Source organism: Cohnella cholangitidis, from assembly GCF_014107495.1.
GTDB lineage: Bacteria > Bacillota > Bacilli > Paenibacillales > Paenibacillaceae > Cohnella > Cohnella cholangitidis.
Genome location: NZ_CP041969.1, coordinates 509566 through 525982 on the forward strand (window position 1 = coordinate 509566; position 16417 = coordinate 525982).

The 16417-nt window shown below is 54.1% G+C and carries 15 protein-coding genes and 1 pseudogene; 3 read left to right on the plus strand and 13 right to left on the minus strand.

The genetic code is table 11. The annotated features are described in order from the left end of the window. Positions 1 to 168: 168 nt before the first annotated feature. The 11 genes and pseudogenes from smc to FPL14_RS02615 form a co-directional block, all read right to left on the minus strand. Positions 169 to 3738 carry a chromosome segregation protein SMC gene (gene smc, locus FPL14_RS02565; protein ID WP_182301563.1) on the minus strand — a complete coding sequence of 1190 codons (3570 nt, stop codon included), beginning with the start codon at positions 3736 to 3738 and terminating at the stop codon, positions 169 to 171. Positions 3739 to 3768: 30 nt separating this feature from the next. Then, entirely contained in the window at positions 3769 to 4470 is a 702-nt protein-coding gene (rnc, locus tag FPL14_RS02570) for a ribonuclease III (protein WP_182301564.1), read from the minus strand. A gap of 113 nt (positions 4471 to 4583) precedes the next feature. Beyond that, positions 4584 to 5822, minus strand: coding sequence for a beta-ketoacyl-ACP synthase II (gene fabF / locus FPL14_RS02575; protein WP_182301565.1), 1239 nt, complete (start codon positions 5820 to 5822; stop codon positions 4584 to 4586). 101 nt (positions 5823 to 5923) lie between these two features. Next, the gene (gene acpP / locus FPL14_RS02580; RefSeq protein WP_115990925.1) at positions 5924 to 6157 is read right to left on the minus strand and encodes an acyl carrier protein; all 234 of its coding nucleotides are present in this window, start codon (positions 6155 to 6157) and stop codon (positions 5924 to 5926) included. 81 nt (positions 6158 to 6238) lie between these two features. Next, positions 6239 to 6984, minus strand: a pseudogene (gene fabG, locus FPL14_RS02585) (3-oxoacyl-[acyl-carrier-protein] reductase). A 44-nt stretch (positions 6985 to 7028) separates the two neighbouring features. Further along, positions 7029 to 7955 (minus strand): ACP S-malonyltransferase, encoded by a 927-nt coding sequence (gene fabD, locus FPL14_RS02590; RefSeq protein WP_182301566.1) that lies wholly within the window; start codon positions 7953 to 7955, stop codon positions 7029 to 7031. 45 nt (positions 7956 to 8000) lie between these two features. Next, the gene (locus FPL14_RS02595) at positions 8001 to 8987 is read right to left on the minus strand and encodes a beta-ketoacyl-ACP synthase III (RefSeq protein ID WP_182301567.1); all 987 of its coding nucleotides are present in this window, start codon (positions 8985 to 8987) and stop codon (positions 8001 to 8003) included. Between the two features lie 9 nt (positions 8988 to 8996). Beyond that, positions 8997 to 9986, minus strand: coding sequence for a phosphate acyltransferase PlsX (gene plsX, locus FPL14_RS02600; RefSeq protein ID WP_182301568.1), 990 nt, complete (start codon positions 9984 to 9986; stop codon positions 8997 to 8999). Between the two features lie 29 nt (positions 9987 to 10015). Then, positions 10016 to 10591: a transcription factor FapR gene (gene fapR / locus FPL14_RS02605; protein ID WP_182301569.1), complete on the minus strand. Its 576-nt coding sequence runs from the start codon at positions 10589 to 10591 to the stop codon at positions 10016 to 10018. A 196-nt stretch (positions 10592 to 10787) separates the two neighbouring features. Beyond that, positions 10788 to 10961: a 50S ribosomal protein L32 gene (rpmF, locus tag FPL14_RS02610; RefSeq protein ID WP_115990919.1), complete on the minus strand. Its 174-nt coding sequence runs from the start codon at positions 10959 to 10961 to the stop codon at positions 10788 to 10790. Positions 10962 to 11013: 52 nt separating this feature from the next. Continuing rightward, entirely contained in the window at positions 11014 to 11532 is a 519-nt protein-coding gene (locus tag FPL14_RS02615) for a YceD family protein (RefSeq protein ID WP_182301570.1), read from the minus strand. 166 nt (positions 11533 to 11698) lie between these two features. On the opposite strand from FPL14_RS02615, the gene FPL14_RS02620 reads away from it, so the two are divergent. The 3 genes from FPL14_RS02620 (at position 11699) to FPL14_RS02630 (ending at position 14263) form a co-directional block, all read left to right on the plus strand. Continuing rightward, positions 11699 to 12934: a nucleotidyltransferase gene (locus FPL14_RS02620; RefSeq protein WP_182301571.1), complete on the plus strand. Its 1236-nt coding sequence runs from the start codon at positions 11699 to 11701 to the stop codon at positions 12932 to 12934. Positions 12935 to 13034: 100 nt separating this feature from the next. Continuing rightward, positions 13035 to 13388 (plus strand): hypothetical protein, encoded by a 354-nt coding sequence (locus FPL14_RS02625; protein WP_182301572.1) that lies wholly within the window; start codon positions 13035 to 13037, stop codon positions 13386 to 13388. Next, positions 13385 to 14263, plus strand: a complete 879-nt coding sequence (locus FPL14_RS02630) for a hypothetical protein (RefSeq protein WP_182301573.1) — start codon at positions 13385 to 13387, stop codon at positions 14261 to 14263. Before FPL14_RS02625 ends, FPL14_RS02630 begins: the two co-directional genes overlap by 4 nt. A gap of 72 nt (positions 14264 to 14335) precedes the next feature. Here FPL14_RS02630 and FPL14_RS02635 read toward each other — a convergent pair whose 3' ends face one another. Both FPL14_RS02635 and FPL14_RS02640 read right to left on the minus strand, forming a co-directional pair. Continuing rightward, complete coding sequence (locus tag FPL14_RS02635; protein ID WP_182301574.1) at positions 14336 to 15772, minus strand: DUF4179 domain-containing protein; 1437 nt, start codon at positions 15770 to 15772, stop codon at positions 14336 to 14338. Beyond that, positions 15769 to 16287, minus strand: a complete 519-nt coding sequence (locus FPL14_RS02640; protein WP_182303818.1) for a sigma-70 family RNA polymerase sigma factor — start codon at positions 16285 to 16287, stop codon at positions 15769 to 15771. Before FPL14_RS02640 ends, FPL14_RS02635 begins: the two co-directional genes overlap by 4 nt. Positions 16288 to 16417 lie beyond the last annotated feature (130 nt).

Here is a 16417-nt window from a genome sequence, read left to right on the forward strand (position 1 = left end):
AAACCGACTAAATCCAACCCGATTGCGTGTTTCTGGAGCGAGTTAGTCGATAAAATCGACTAATTCCAGCCCGGTTATGCGTTTCTGGAGCTAGTTAGTAGACAGACAAAACGACTTCATATAGTTGTACGGATTCGAGGAGACCTAAGCATTAACCTCACGGCACTATTAAGCCGTAGCCGTCATCTCTTCCGTGTCTTCCAGACGGACGGAGACGAGCTTGGACACTCCGCCTTCTTCCATTGTAACCCCGTACAGTACGTCCGCTTCCTCCATCGTCCCCTTGCGGTGAGTAACGACAATGAATTGCGTCGAGTCGGAAAACTCGCGCATATACTGAGCATAGCGGGCTACGTTAGCTTCGTCCAGTGCAGCCTCGACTTCATCGAGCACGCAGAATGGCACTGGCTTAACGTTAAGAATCGCGAACAGCAAAGCGATGGCCGTGAGCGCCCGCTCTCCCCCGGACAATAGCTGAAGGTTGGTCAGCTTCTTGCCCGGCGGCTGCGCGACGATATCGATTCCCGTATCGAGCGGACGATCCGGTTCTACGAGTATGAGATCCGCTCGCCCTCCGCCGAACATCCGGGAGAATACCACTACGAAATGCTTGCGGATTTCCTCGAACGTCGTGCGGAACCGCTTGGACATCTCGTCGTCCATCTCGCGAATAATGCCATGCAGCTTTGTTTTCGCTTCAATGAGGTCGTTCTCTTGCTCGGAGAGGAAGTTGAAACGCTCGGATACGCGTTTATACTCCTCGATCGCTCCCAAGTTAACGTCGCCCAGCGAAGAAATTTTCCGCTTCATATCGCGAACTTCGTTCTGGGTACTCACGATATCTTCCGGAACAGGGTACCGCTCCTTCGCGAGCTCGAACCCGATTTCGTATTCTTCGGTGAGTTTGCGGAGAAGGTTGTCGAGTTCGACATCCATTCGGTTGACGGCGATCTCCGCTTGACGCAAACCTTCCTCGACGGTTCTCAGCTTGGCGCGCTGATCCTTCGTCTCGCCTTCTTTGCGCTCCAACTCGCGTTGCTTTTCCGCGCGGTCCGCGCGTTTGAACTCGATATTTTCCGTGAACTGTTTTTTCTGAATCCGCAATTCGTTCAAACGTTCGCGGTGCTCCACGGACTCTTCTAGCGTACGCGCGGTTTCCGCGTCGTTATGCTCCAAAGATTGTTTGAACTGCTTTCTGTCGTCCGTCAAACGAGCCAGGTCGGCCCGGTGACGGTTTAATTGCTCGTCCAATGCGCTGCGGGACTGCTCCAACCGAGCGATCGAAACCTTCAGCTCGGTAAGCGCCGCTTGCAGCTCCTCCTTAGCGGATGCGCTCTTGCGGCGAAGTTCTTCCGCCTCTTGGATCCGCGCTTGAATACGCTTTTCCTCTTCCGTAAGCGCAGCGAGCCTGGCCTCGGCTTCTTCCTTGTTGGAATTCAGGCCGCCCGCTTCCGCGTCGAACGCGGCCTTCTCCCCGAGCATTTCAGCATGCTGTTCCTCCAGCAGCTTCTCGTCCTGCAGCAATTGGGCTTGTTCCCCGGTTACTTGCTGCTCCTTCAACCGCTCTTGCTCTCCCTGGTTACGGAGCTGCTCGATATTTTGCGCGACTTGCGCGAGTTCCTTCTTCAGGTCGTCCGCTTCCGCTTTTGCTTTTTCCCTCGCGATCTCGGCATCCTTGATTTCGCGATCCAGCTCCTCTAGCTGACGCTGGCGTCCTAACAGACTGGACGATTTCTTTTGAAGGCTACCGCCCGTCATCGAACCGCCGGCATTGACGATATCGCCATCCCGCGTTACGACGCGAAAACGGTATTGCAGCTTGGAGGCGATTCGATTCGCCAGTTCCAACGTTTCGGCGATAAGCACATTGCCTAGCATGCTGCTCACGATTGCCGAGTATTTCGGTTCGAAGCCGACTAACTCGGAAGCTATGCCAATGAAGCCCTCCGCTTGTTCCAACGTACGACGGTCGCCGTCCGACATGTGCCTTGGACGGATAACGTCCAACGGTAAGAACGTCGCGCGTCCGGATTGACGCTGTTTCAAATAGGCGATGGCAGTGCGAGAGCTTTTCTCGTCCTCCATAACAATGTGCTGCAATGCTGCGCCAAGCGCGGTTTCAATCGCGACTTCCAATTGCCCCGGAACGCTAACCAGCTCGGCAACCGCGCCATGTACCCCATGCAGCGATCCCCGCTTTGACGCTTTAAGCACTTCGCGGACGCCGTGCTGGAATCCGTCGTAGTCATTCTGCAGTTCTTTGATCGTGTCTCTCCGGGAAACTAATGCTTCCTTCTTCTGCTCGGATCGGCGAACCGAAGCTTGAGCTTCTTCCAGCTTGCGTTGCAGCTCCCCGGAACGCGCGCCTTCCGCGACATAGCGGTCGCGTACTTCGGTCAGCGCCAGCGTAACTGCGGCAACCCGCTCTTCGAGCAACCCGCGTTTCGCTTGCAGCACGTCCTTCTGCTCGCGCCACTTCGCTTCCTCTTCCGTAATCCGAGCCATCCGGCGCTCAAGCACCTCGCGCTGACCCTCGCCGTAACGAATATCGTTGCGGGCTTGAGCCATTGCGTTTAACGTATCGAACAATTCCGCTTTCAATCGTTCTTCGACTTCGGTGCTTCCGTCGGCAAGCGCCAGCCGGTCTTCTTCGTCCGCGAGCTTCGCGGTTAACTCAGTAAGTTCGGCATCCAATTGAACCCTTTTGGTCCGGAGCTCCGCTTCCTCGGCAGTCGCTTGCGCGAACCTTTCCTCGGCGGAAGCGAGCGATTGCTGAAGCCCTTCGCGGGTCCGTTCCAGATGTCCGCGGCGCTCGTTAAGCAACTCCACGTATCCTTCCGACTTCTCCGTCTCCTCGCTGCAGCGCAGCAACTCGTCCTGAAGCTTCTCGAGCAACTCTTCCAGGTGAACGAGAGCTTGACGCTCTTCTTCCAGGATCGCGTCATGCTTGCTAACGAATGTAGATAAACCAAGCTGCTCTTCGCGTAAAGCGGCGAGACGCTCGTTCGTCTGCGTCCAGGAAGTATGTACCCCTTCGATCTGATGGACGTAAAGGGCGATTTCTTTATTTTTCAAATCTTCTTTGATCGCTTTATAAGCTTCGGCTTTCTCCGATTGTTCCTTAAGCGGCTCGATCTGGCCTTTGAGCTCGCTGACGAGATCGTGAATCCTCAGCAAGTTGCTCTCGGTGTCTTCGAGCTTCTTCTGGGCTTCCTTCTTCCGGCTCTTGTATTTCACGATACCGGATGCTTCCTCGAAGATTCCCCGCCGATCCTCGGATCGCGTACTTAAAATCTCTTCGATACGGCCTTGCCCGATAATCGAATAAGCTTCCCTCCCGATTCCCGTATCCATGAACAATTCGGTAATGTCCTTGAGACGGCAAGGTTGCTTATTGATCAAGTATTCGCTTTCTCCGTTCCGGTGAACTCGGCGCGTAACGGTTACTTCGCTGAAATCCAAAGGCAACGCCTTGTCCATGTTATCGAGCGTCAGAGACACTTCGCCGAAGTTGACCGCCTTGCGGGAATCGCTGCCGGCAAAAATAATGTCTTGCATATTGCCTCCGCGAAGAGACTTCGCGCTTTGCTCGCCCAGTACCCAGCGGATTCCGTCGGAGATATTGCTCTTGCCGCTGCCGTTCGGTCCGACGACGGCGGTTATGCCGCGAACGAACTCCAGCTCGGTCCGGTCCGCGAATGACTTAAACCCAGTCAGCTCGATTCTTTTCAAAAACATAAGGATAATTACTCCTCTCGAGTCGGTCGGTTACCCGGGATATTGCTTCGCAAACGTCGTGAGCGCTTGTGATGCGGCTTGTTGCTCCGCCTCTTTCTTGGAACGCCCGATTCCCTTGCCTAAACGTTGCTTGCCGATGGCTACTATCGCGACGAACTCGCGGTCATGCGCCGGACCTCTCTCTTCCACGATCCGATAATCCAACGCACCCATCGACAGCTGCTGAACTTTCTCTTGCAGTTCCGTCTTGTAGTCTTTGAGCGGAGCTTGCCCGTCGCTCGGCAACTGCGAGAACATATGGCGCTCCAGAAAAGAACGAACGGCATCCAGCCCTTGATCCAGATAGAGCGCACCCAAAAAAGCTTCGAATGCATCCGCAAGCAAGGACGGACGGGTACGTCCTCCCGTCTGCTCCTCCCCTTTGCCGAGCAGCACGACTTGCCCGAATTCGAGCGTCTCGGCAAAACGGACAAGCGATGGTTCGCAGACGATACTCGCCCGCAAACGGGTCATTTCTCCTTCCGGAGAATCGGGATAGAGACGATACAAATACTCCGATACCGTTAATTGCAATACGGCATCGCCCAGAAATTCCAATCGTTCGTTGTCCGCAATCCGCGCTCCCCGCTGCTCGTTCACGTAGGAAGTATGCGTAAATGCCTGCTTCAGCAAAGCAGGGTTGCGAAATGTCAGATTAACGCGTTCTTGCAGCTGTTGAAAACCATCCTTCAAGTTCCTTCACCTCAACACCGCTCCATAAACAATCGACGCAGACAGCAAATGCCGCCTGCGTCGACGTTCACGCGCTTATTAGGTTGCGTATGTTTAATCGGTTCACGATTCCATTAGTCTTGGAATTTACGCATGATGATGGTGGCATTATGGCCGCCGAACCCGAAGGAGTTAGACAATGCCACTTGCACATCCGCTTCACGCGGCTTATTCGGTACGTAATCCAGATCAAGCTCGGGGTCTTGGTTATCCAGATTAGCCGTTGGAGGGATCATTCCGTTCTGCAACGTTAATCCGAGAATAACCGCTTCTACGCCGCCTGCCGCGCCGAGAAGATGCCCGGTCATCGATTTGGTTGAGCTAACCGCAAGCTTATACGCATGATCCCCGAAAGTCTTCTTGATCGCGGTTGTTTCGGACTTGTCGCCGATCCCCGTCGAAGTTCCGTGCGCATTGACGTATTGGACCGCTTCCGGCTCGATTCCGGCGTCTTTGATCGCCTTCTTCATGCAACGGGCCGCTCCGTCGGGATCAGGATCGGTCATATGATGGGCATCGCCGCTCATGCCGTAGCCGATTACCTCGGCATAGATCCGAGCGCCTCTTTGCTGAGCATGTTCAAGCGATTCCAATATGAGTACGCCGGCGCCTTCGCCCATAACGAACCCGTCGCGATCCACGTCGAATGGACGGCTTGCTTTCTCAGGCTCGTCGTTGCGAGTGCTCATCGCTCTCATCGCGCAGAATCCTGCCATGCCGATCGGACGAATCGTCGCTTCCGCGCCGCCGCAGATCATAACGTCGGCATCTCCGCGTTGGATCATTTTGAAGCTGTCGCCAATGGAATGCGTACCCGTAGCGCAAGCCGATACGGCCGCGGAGTTCGGACCTTTAGCGCCAGTGCTCATAGATACTTGGCCGCTGGCCATATTGGCGATCATCATCGGAATGAAGAACGGGCTCACGCGGCGCGGTCCCTTCTCCATCAACAACGTATGCTGATCTTCCCACGTACCCAAACCGCCGATGCCCGAGCCAACGACGACGCCTACCCGCTCGGCATCCGCGTTCTCGCCAATGACGAGCTTCGCGTCTTCAAGAGCCAGCTTGCTAGCCACGACTCCGAATTGAACGAAGCGGTCCATTTTGCGGGATTCCTTCTTGTCAATATATAAGCTAGGATCGAAATCCTTAATCTCCGCTGCGATCTTGGTTGTATATTCCGTTGTATCAAAAGCTTCTATAAGGCTGATGCCTGATTTGCCGTTCAGTAGATTGTTCCAGAACGTAGGCAGATCGGAGCCTAGGGACGTTACTACTCCCATGCCTGTAACAACAACACGCTGTGTCAAAACCCATTCACCTCTTCAGCTGATTCAGTACACGCTCCCGAGTGTGAAGCGGCGCTTAAATGTGCAGAAGTCCCGTCGCGATAACGGGACCCGGTCGATCATTACGCATGAGATTGTATGTATTTAACGACTTCTCCCACCGTTGTGATCTTCTCTGCATCCTCGTCTGAAATCTCCAAGTCGAATTCGTCTTCGAGTTCCATAACGAGTTCTACCACATCGAGAGAGTCAGCGCCTAAGTCGTCTTTGAAGGATGCTTCGGCTGTTACCTCTGCCTCTTCAACACCTAGGCGTTCGATAACGATGCGTTTTACACGTTCTTGTACATCGGACATCCGGTTCACCTCCCTTAACGTATTATACGTGAATCATGGACAAAAAGCCATAGATGCCTTGCACGGGGAACCTTACATTTCCTACATATACATTCCGCCGTCTACATGAATCGTTTGACCGGTCATGTAGGATGCCGCATCTGAAGCTAGGTAAACGACGGCGACGCGATGTCCTCGGGACGGCCCATTTTGCCGAGCGGAATTTCGCCGAGCATTTTCTCTCTGATGTCTGCGGGAATTTTATCGGTCATGTCCGATTCGATGAAACCCGGCGCTATCGCGTTGACGGTAATGTTGCGGGAAGCCAATTCCTTGGCCACCGTCTTCGTCATTCCGATCACGCCCGCTTTCGCCGCGACATAGTTGGCTTGACCAGCGTTGCCGAGTACGCCGACCACGGACGAAATATTAATAATACGCCCGGCGCGTTGCTTCATCATCGGACGGGTCACGGCTTTAATGCCGTTGAACACGCCCTTCAGATTCGTCTCGATGACCTCGTCGAATTCCGATTCCTTCATACGCATAATCAGGTTATCCCTGGTGATGCCCGCATTATTCACGAGAATGTCCAATTTTCCGAAAGTTTCCAGAGCCTTGGCGACCATCTCTTCGAACTCCGCCGCTTTGCCGACATTAGCCTTGATCATGATCGCCTTGCGTCCGAGCGCTTCCACCGCTTTGACGGTTTCTTCCGCCGCGGCTTCGTTGCCCGAATAGTTAATCGCTACGTCCGCGCCCGCGCCGGCAAGCGCAATCGCGATCGCTCTGCCGATTCCCCGGGACGCTCCCGTCACCAAGGCGCTTTTGCCGTTCAAATCCCACATCGCCATTCTCGATCACCCTCCCGTACATTGTCGCTGTTTCAGCTTCATTGCGCAACTGCCGTTGCCGATTCCGCGCTGTTGATGGAGATTACCTGTACCGACTTGTCGATTTTCTTGATCAAGCCGGCGAGCACCGTTCCGGAACCGATTTCAACGAACGTATCGACGCCTTCACTGATCAGATACTTAATCGTATCTTCCCATTGTACGGGGGATACGACTTGCTTCACAAGCAACTCGCGAAGCTCCTGGCCCGATGTAACAGGTTTGGCGTGAACGTTCGCAACGACGGGCACTTGCGCGTCATTGAAGTCCGTACTCGCCAGCTTTGCGGATAAATTGTTCGCGGCAGGCTGCATAAGCGAGGAGTGGAAAGGACCGCTAACGTCTAACGGAATTACCCGCTTCGCTCCAGCTTCTTTCCCCCGCTCGGCGACTGCCGCGACTCCATCCGCCGAACCGGAAACGACGATCTGCCCCGGACAGTTCACGTTCGCTAGTTCAACGATTGATCCCGAGGCGGCAATGTCCGCGCATAAGGTTTGCAAAGCATCGCGTTCCGCTCCCAACACCGCCGCCATCGCACCTTGGCCGCTAGGAACCGCTTGTTCCATAAACTGGCCGCGAGCCCTGACTAGCCGTACTGCATCATCGAAAGCCAATGCGCCGGCCGCCACTAATGCGCTATACTCGCCAAGCGAATGTCCCGCGACATAATCCGGTTTCACGCCGTGCGCTTTGTACGCCTCCAGCAATGCGATGCTGGTCGCAAGCAATGCCGGTTGCGTGTTAGCCGTCTGACGAAGTTCGTCGTCCGGCCCTTCGAACGCCAGCTTCGAGATCGAAAACCCGAGCGCGGCGTCCGCTTGATCGAAAATAGCGCGAGCAGCCGCGTGGCTCTCGTAAACATCCTTACCCATCCCTACCGCTTGCGCGCCTTGGCCGGGAAATACGAATGCGATTTTACCCAAAGTAATTCCTCCTCTTCACATGAGGCAACGACGAATTGCCGTCGCTTACCAGATCAAGACGGATGCTCCCCATGTAAGTCCGCCGCCGAATCCGACGAGAACCAAGCAGTCCCCTTCTTTAACTCGTCCTTGCTCGACCGCTTCCGCCAATGCCAAAGGTATCGATGCCGCCGACACGTTGCCGTATCGATCCAGATTGATCATGGCCTTGTCTTCTGACAAATCCAATCTTTCGAGCGCGGATTGAATAATGCGGATATTCGCTTGATGAGGAATAAGAAGATCAATGTCCGCTTTCTCGTAACCCGCGCTGCTCAACGCTTCCTCCGCGGCGCTTCCCATAACGCGGACGGCGAACTTGAACACGTCGCGTCCGTTCATTTCGATATAATGGCGACGATCCGTAACGGATTGTTCGGAGGAAGGCAGACGAGAGCCGCCGCCGCAAATCCGCAACAACTCGCCGCCCGCTCCGTCGGCGCCAAGCTTGAAGGACTTAAAGCCCCGCGATTCCGGCACTTGACCTAGAACAACCGCGCCCGCGCCATCGCCGAACAGAATAGCCGTGTTGCGATCCTCATAATCCGTAATTCTCGATAAGCATTCGGCGCCTACTACGAGAACGTGGCGATACAGACCCGTCGCGATTAAGCTGCTTGCATTCGCTAAACCGTATATAAATCCGGAGCAAGCGGCGGACAAATCGAAAGCGGCCGCTTTTTTCGCCCCGAGCTTTTCTTGTAACAAACAAGCCGTGGAAGGAAAAAACATATCCGGAGTAATGGTTGCCACGACGATCAGATCGAGTTCATCGGCCGTAATTCCGGCAGCTTGCAGCGCTTTAACGGATGCTTCATAAGCAAGATCCGAGGTCGCCTGCTCCGGAGCCGCGATCCTGCGTTCCCGAATTCCCGTGCGCGTCACGATCCATTCATCGTTCGTTTCCACCATCTGCTCTAAATCCTGATTCGTTAATCGGCGTTCCGGAACGTATTTACCCGTACCCAGAATGCCGACGGAAACTCCATTCATATGTCTCTCTCACTTTCCGCTGATTTCATCGGCCAACGCCGCGATAAGTCCATTGCCGATTGCCGTCCTCGTTTGCCTGATTGCCGTCTTCATTGCCTTCGCGTCCGAAGAACCGTGTCCTTTGACGACCAATCCATTCACGCCGAGCAACGGAGCACCGTTATATTCGTTATAATCCATACGATCTCTGACTCTACGGAAACTCGGCTTAAGAACAGCTGCCGCCAACTTGGCCGTTAAGGTCGAAGTCAGCTCTTCGCGCAATAGCGTAAAGATCGTGGAAGCCGCGCCCTCCAATGATTTCAGCATGATATTCCCGGAGAATCCATCGCAAACGATAATATCGCATTTGCCGGCCAATACGTCCCGGGCTTCGATATTGCCGATAAAGTTGATCGGCGCTTCCTCAAGCAATCCGAAGGCGATTTTGGTTAATTCATTGCCTTTGGCCGCTTCCGTTCCGACATTGAGCAAACCTACCCGCGGCTTCGCGATTCCATGAACTTTGCTCCGATATATGCTGCCCATAATCGCATATTGCAATAGGTGCTCAGGCTTCGCATCCATATTCGCGCCCATATCGAGCGCAAGCACGCCGACGTTGTCCAACGTCGGGAAGATCGCCGCCAAGCCGGGACGCTCGATTCCCTTGAGCCGCCCTACCACGAGCAAACCAACCGTCATTAAAGCTCCCGTGTTGCCGGCGGAAATCATCGCGTCCGCTAACCCTTCCTTAACCATCCGTCCCGCGACGACCATGGAAGAGTTCGTTTTGCGGCGAACGGCTTTGACGGGTTCATCGTCGCTCTCGATGATTTCCAGCGCGGATTCGACGGATATGTTCGGAGGCGCTCCTTTACCTAACAACGGTTGAAGCACTTCCGGGTTACCGACCAGAATCAAATGCGTATCCGGCCATTCGGCAGCTGCAGACAAAGCGCTTTCGACTTGAGCATGCGGCGCGTGGTCGCCGCCCATTGCATCAATAGCAATCCGCATGAGCTACACTCCTTTATGAGGCTGCAAATTTAAGTTTTCGATTCCCCGCCGGATCTATAAATGATAAAGTTCCCTTGAAAAACCATTTCCTCGCCAACATATGTAAACACTTCGACCTTAGCTTTCCCTTTTTGCTCGCCGCTTGCCCTTACGTAGGCTTTGGCAATGCATTTCTCCCCAAGCCGGGCAGGACGAATAAAACGGATATCCGCGGATGCAGTCAACGCGATCTCGTCGTTAATGATCGCGACCGCTAGCGAGTTCGCCTGAGCGAACACGTGGTGGCCGCGGGCAATGCCTGAACGGGAGAACACATGCTCCTCGCTTATCTCGAACAAGGAAATCCCGCTTTTGTCCAACTGCAAGTCGACGATGTCTCCGATCACCTCATGAAGAGGCAAAGACCGAACGGAATCGTACGACCGCTCCGCCATCAGCTTCAGTCTTTCCCTCAGCTCCGGAATGGCAAGCTCCAAGCGATCCAATCGGACGGTCTGGATGCTGACTTTCAGCAGACGAGTGAGTTCCCGGTCGGTGAGAAACGGATTTTCGTCCAATAGCTTGCTAAGCTGTTGATGACGCTGACGTTTAGGTAGCCGTTCCATGCTCACCACCGCTTTCTGTAGAAAGGTAGTTCAAAAATCGACTTTTTTGAACGCATCTATGAATAACCTTTAATACCAGGTGCCAAAATTAGCGTAAAGAAAAACGCGCCGGCATGCACCGAACGCAAGTAACGCCACTTCACCCGCAGTGCGGTCGAATGCGCTTCCCCGTCGTGAAACCAGACGCGTCTAAGCTTTATTGCTTGATGATTTCGCGTGATTTGTACGTACCGCAAACTTTACATACGCGGTGCGAAATTTTCAATTCTCCACATTGCTCGCATTTCACCATACCAGGAACTACCAACTTAAAGTGCGTCCGGCGTTTGTGTTTGCGGGCTTTCGATGTCTTCGCAAAAGGGACTGCCATTGCTGCCACCTCCTTATCAGGTCCGAATAATGCCGCGGCTTGGAGCCGGGCCCTATTCTTTCTGAGATTTAAACCAATCCTGAAGCGCAGCCATACGGGGATCGATCTTCTCCGTATTGCAACCGCACGATTGTTCGTTCAGGTTCATCCCGCATTCCGGGCACAGCCCTTTGCAATCTTCCTTGCAAAGCGGTGCATACGGCAGCTGGACAACGAGTTCTTCCGCCAAATAAGGAGAAAGATCGATCCGCTCTTCCGTTACCGGTACGGCTTCATCATCTTCACTCAGTTCGGCTTCTCCGTCCTCGACGATACGAAATTGTTCCTCGAAAGGAACGTTAACGGTTTCGTCGAATTTGTCCAAGCAGCGCGAGCACTGCATGCGGACGTCGCAGGAGAGTTGACCCGACACCAGAATCCGATCGTCGGAAGCTTGCGCAACCAGATCGTATTTCATCGGCGCGAGCGGATTATATTCCGAATTGCTCCGGAATAAATCCTTCAAGTCGAGAGTTCCCTGTAGCTCAATCGGCTGCTGCCGAGCGACAAGTTCTTGTACTTTTAGCAACAATGATATCACTCCAAACAAACAAAAATTATTATATCGAGTTTCGGCGTCCTTTGTCAACAATTACGGAGAGTTTTCGCCTAATCTTCTCTTGCGATCCCCCTACATGTTATATTGTGGCAAAAGAAATAATCAAGTATAACGGCTTAACCGCCTTAAGGAGACCGACATGTCAACGGTAGGTGTTATTGTAGAGTATAACCCATTGCACAACGGACATCTCTATCATTTGCAGCAATCCAAGAAAATAACAGGCTCCGACAACGTCGTCGCGGTCATGAGCGGCCATTTCCTCCAGCGCGGCGAACCCGCGATGGCCGACAAGTGGGCACGCGCGGAAATGGCGCTGCGGGCGGGGTGCGACCTCGTGCTGGAACTTCCCGTCGCTTATAGTTCTCAACCGGCCCAATGGTTTGCTTATGGTTCCGTCGGCTTATTGGACGCGACGGGAGTCGTCGACTCCCTCTGCTTCGGCAGCGAAAGCGGGGAACTGGATTCGTTGCAGCTTTTGGCCTCGTTGCTTGCGGATGAACCCGCGGAATTCGTTTCGCTCCTGAACGGTCGCCTTAAAGAGGGATTGCCTTACCCTTCCGCTTTTACCGCAGCCGCATCGGAATACCTGGAGCGCCGCGGCTTGGCCGAGCATGCTTACTCGTTGACTCAGCCCAATCATACGTTAGGGCTTCATTATTTAATGGCGCTGCGCAAGCTTAACAGCCCCATAACCCCGTATACTCTCCGTCGCGAGAAATCGGAATACGGGCAATCCGACATTACGGACATCCGAATCGCCAGCGCTACCGCGCTTCGCAAGCTATTGCTCGGCGAGACGGGATCTTTGGAGCAGTTAGCCGACTACGTGCCGGACTCCACTTTGGCTATATTGCGGCGAGAGATGGAAGCCGGAAGAGCCCCCATCCATTGGGAATGCTTTTCCAGGCCTCTATTCCATGAACTGTACCGCCAGAATGAGGCTGAGCTTTCCGCGTTCGCGGAAGTGACCGAAGGTCTTGAGCATCGCATTCGAAACGCGCTTGCGGAGTTACCCGATATAAGCGTGGCGACATTGCTTCAGGCATTAAAGACTAAGAGATATACGCATACGAAATTGCAGCGTACGTTGCTGCGCATCCTGCTCGGCCATCGCAAGGAACTCCTCTCCGCAGGCAAGCTCGCCACGGGAATAGAGTATATTCGGGTGCTCGGATTTAATGATCGCGGACAACGATTGCTTCACGACATGAGAGTCAAGGCCAAAGTACCCGTCTTCGCCTCCGCGTCCAAGGGGGATTCACCCTATTTAGCCATGGACGCCCGAGCCACCGCCGTCTACTCGTTAGCGTTCCGGAATCCCGCGCCATCCGCGGCCATGCGCGATTATACGAGTCCGCCCATTCGTCTCTGATCGCATAAACCTGCTGGAGGTCGGACAAGAAGGTCTAACCCTCCATCGCTAGGCGTACATTGTATTGTACTGCGTGCGCGTGTTGGGGAGGCGTTGCGAAATGGTCAAAGTAAAAAAGCGTAGAAGATCGGCCTTCCTCTCGCTCCTGCTGGGATCGGCATCTATGCTGCTCGTTGCCGGAATCGTTCATTCGCCGGGCGAAGCGTTCCGAGCTTCGCTGTCCGGATTGCAAATATGGTGGCAGAACGTGTTTCCCGGATTGCTCCCTCCATTAATGCTTACGGAGCTGTTAGCCGCATCCGGACTGTTGCACGGGATGGCTGCGTTAGCCGAGCCGCTGACCGCGGGTTATTCCGGTTGCCCGGGGCATCCGGATGGGCCATCGCTTTCGGTTGGTCGGCGGGCATCCCTTCGGGCGCTAAGGAAACCGCCCGACTCCGGGACAACGACATGATTCAGGACGGAGACGTCGATACCGTCCTGCTCGTTTCCCATTTGCCTAACCCTTTCCTCATCGTGCTCGTCATCGGCTGCGGTTTCCTGCAATCGCCCGAACTAGGATGGGCCATCGCTTTAAGCCTATGGTTATCCGCGATCGTATCCGGATTCGTGTGGGCGAGAGTGGCAAAGCCGCGTAAACCGAACATACCGGGCATCCCCATCAACCACTCGCGCGCCCTTCTCAAGCGGGCATTAAGAGCCGCAGCGGATGCGCGTATCGACGACGCTCGCCCTCTGGGCAAGCAATTAGCGGATTCCGTAACGAATGCCGTATCGACGTTGATGACGGTCGGCGGTTTAATGATGATGTGCGCCGTCGTTGTCCGGTTAATCCAGCTATTGCTCCCCGGCAACGATCTGTGGCTCGCCATTCCCGGCCTCTACGAAATGCACCTCGGCGCATACGAGAGCAGCCGTTCCGCCTTATTCGACTCGGCGCCTGCCCAAGCAGCCGCCCTCCTTGCCGCAGCGCTTGCTTGGAGCGGCTGGAGCGGCCTATTGCAGGCTCGGGCGGCCTTCGGTCTGGACAAACCGTTCCCATGGACGAGAGTTATCGCCAGCCGCCTTCTACATAGCGCTTTGGCGTTGCTTATCGCTTATCCGATCGCGTTAGCCGCGCTCTCCCAACCAGCGGCCCATTGGCTTGCCGACATCTGGCCTTTACAGACGACGGCTATGGAAGCATGGGCCGCGGAAGGATCGCTCGCAAGCGGGTGGGGACATCTGACCGTAAATCTAACGGTTGCGTTAGCTAGTTTCGGAGTGTTTCTATTGCTCGCATTGCTAGCGGCGCTCATACGGCCAAAGCCTCCGACGAAACGAGATTGACGTTGCCCTGCCCAGCCGCAGTAAAGAAAAGAGCTCTTGCCCGTGACGGCAGGATCTCTTTTCTTCATGTTTTCATTGGGTCTGGATAACTATCGGCAATTGGATATCCAACTGCTCTATCCGCTCTTTCGAATCTATTTGCACGACGGCGATTTTCAAACTTTCGTCCGGCTGAATCGCCGGAAGCTTTACTCTGTACGCATACGAAACTTCGCTGATGCGGGTTTGATCATAACGATCGAATAAGTATCGGTCGCCCTTGCCGTTCTCAAGCCACCATGCGTTATCTTGAATATAAGGTTCCGTACCGCGCACTTCGTATTCTATCCACGTTTGATCTTTTTCGAACCGTATGCTCCTGAACTCGATTTCTCCTGCATTGCCTTGTTTCATCGTAAACGGAGCGTCGATCGGCAGAGGCGCATAATGGATTTCCGGCGTACTGACGCCAACGAACGAACCGTCTCCCTGACTTCTCATCTTATCTGCGCTTTCGATCGTTCGAAGCGTTAACGACTTCACATCCGATGTAACGGGCGCGAACAAGACGACGCGCTTTTCGGGTTCGCCCGGCTTCTGGCTGCCGCTTCCGCTTAACGGTTCAAGACTTAACCCGTTTGAATCCACCAACTCGTAATCTAGTCTATGGGTTGTGACCAATTCCCCCTTGGGAACTTCTCCCCTGTTAAAAGTCATATAATCGTACTTATCCGGGACTTCCAGCTCGAACGCGACTTTGGTCGTTAACGGCGTTGACGTCACTTCCGTAACCGCGATTCGTATTCCCGCATGTTCGCGAATAAGCGGGGGATCGAACGGAATGACGTTTACGTCTTCCGCGAGTTTAACGACCGGCGTCGACAACCACCAACTGCCGGCAATTTTCTCCGAACGGCCTTCTTTGTTCCTCGTCACCTCATGGAAATGGAAATCGAGCATAAACCGATCGGGAAGCTGCTCCTCCGTCGTGAATTTGTACACCGAAGCCGTCATGCCGTTGGCAATCTCTTTGGATACCCCGCCCATTCCGGCGTTCAACTCCTTGCCGTCGATCCGAATCATTCCCGCAGCGCCGGGAAGCGATATTTGGATGTCCGATGAATGCAAGATGCCGATCGAGAGGCGCGTGCCGTCATAGATCACTTGATCCAATGTCACGGCAACCCCTTTATCCTCCACCGTCTGACCGACGGTAGAAACCAACCCTTTTTCGCTCGCTCGTTGAATCCCCTCGTCTCCGACCGTCTGAAAAGCCGATCCGATAACCGGAAGTTGACGCAGAACTTTCGCCACGGCGGGAGAGACGAATCCCGATGCAAAAATACCGACGAAAAGCAATAATGCGCAAACGCTCACCCAGACAATCCTTATACGGATAGAGCTTCTGATCGGATAATCAGGCAGTCGGCTGTAGACGTCATCCATCTTGTCCCGTACGAATGCGGGAAGCGTGAACGGGCTCGATTCGAGTTCGTTTTTTATTTCCCCGTCCCATAGTTGTTCGTTCATAGGCTTTTCACCCCTTTCGACAACCGATCGTACTGCGACCCCAAAATTTCCCGCGCTTTGTACAGCCTCGATTTCACGGTCCCCTCCGGAACATCCAGCTCTTCCGCGATTTCCTTAACCGTCAGGTCACCGTAATAATATAAGAGCACGACGCTACGCTGGGGCCCGTCAAGCCTGTCCACTAATTCCCGCAGCTCTAACCGGGCATAACCCGGATCCGCAACCGCAGGCTCGTACTCGGGCTGGAAGGAAACGACGTTACGCCTCTTGTCCAGCAATTTCTTGCACTCGTTGATCAAGATGCGCACGATCCACGTTTTGAAATACCGCGGATTTTTCAACCCCCGAATCGAACGGTACGACCGAAGGGCCGTTTCCTGCATCGCGTCCGCGCAATCTTCGTCCGAATGAAGAAATGCCTTTGCCGTCTGGTACAACGATACCTCCAAGCCCCGCATCAGCCGGATGAAAGCTTCCTTGTCCCCTCTTCGCGCGAGTTCGACATCGCCTATCATTTCCAATCATCCCCACTCTCCTCGCAGGCTTCATTCTCTTGTCATTCGATCGCTTTCGAAAATTAGATCGGAAAATGCGCTATTCGGTTCATTGCCATAACAAAAAAAAAAGACCGTACGATATTCGCCG